Below are 687 nucleotides of genomic sequence, written 5' to 3'. Positions count from 1 at the left end.
TTGCTTCTAAGATTGTTGCTGAAATGCGCGGTGTTTCCGATTCAAACGGTATCTCACCATTTTGGGAGTCACTAGGTAAAAAGTTCTTTCAAATGGACTTTTCTTATGCCGATTATCAAGTCGGGCTCGGCAACAAAGAAATGGTTGCAGAGCTAATGCCTAAATACCCAATTTATCTATTTTCCCTTAGTCCAGAGGCGCGTGCCGTCATTGCGCAACCTCACGAAAATACGCGCCCGGCGCTTGAGATGCTGAAAAAAGAGGGTTTTCACTTTAACGGTNATGTCGATATTTTCGATGGAGGACCGGTGATGGAGACCTTTGTTGAAGAAATTCGAGGCGTTCGAGAGAGTAAAGTTTTACCGTATAGAGTTGATGAACAGCATAAAGCGCCTGTTGGTGAACGCACTGACTATGTGGTTTCGAATCGAAAAATGGAGCGTTTCAGAGCCTTGCTTGTATCCAAAGAGCAGGTCGCCCACGACCATGTTAGTTTGAGTAAAGAGCAAGCTGATGCGTTATTGATAGATGACCAATCTGATATTCGCGTGATACCGCTTCGTTACGAATAGGAGAGCAGCATGTCCAACCTTGGGTTGTTGATTAATGGTAAATGGCAGGAAGGTTCCGGCCCTGTTCTTGAAAGTACGAACCCCTATACGCAAGAGCGTGTTTGGTCTGCCACAA

1 protein-coding gene is annotated in these 687 nt (G+C 45.3%); it reads left to right on the top strand.

Translation table 11 applies throughout. From position 1 onward, the window contains the following. Positions 1 to 572 (top strand): arginine N-succinyltransferase (locus A3751_RS01510; protein WP_197466091.1); only part of this gene is annotated, 572 nt, incomplete at its 5' end. Positions 573 to 687: the final 115 nt, after the last annotated feature.

Source organism: Oleiphilus sp. HI0080 (assembly GCF_001635135.1).
This window is presented reverse-complemented; position numbering and strand designations above follow the sequence as displayed.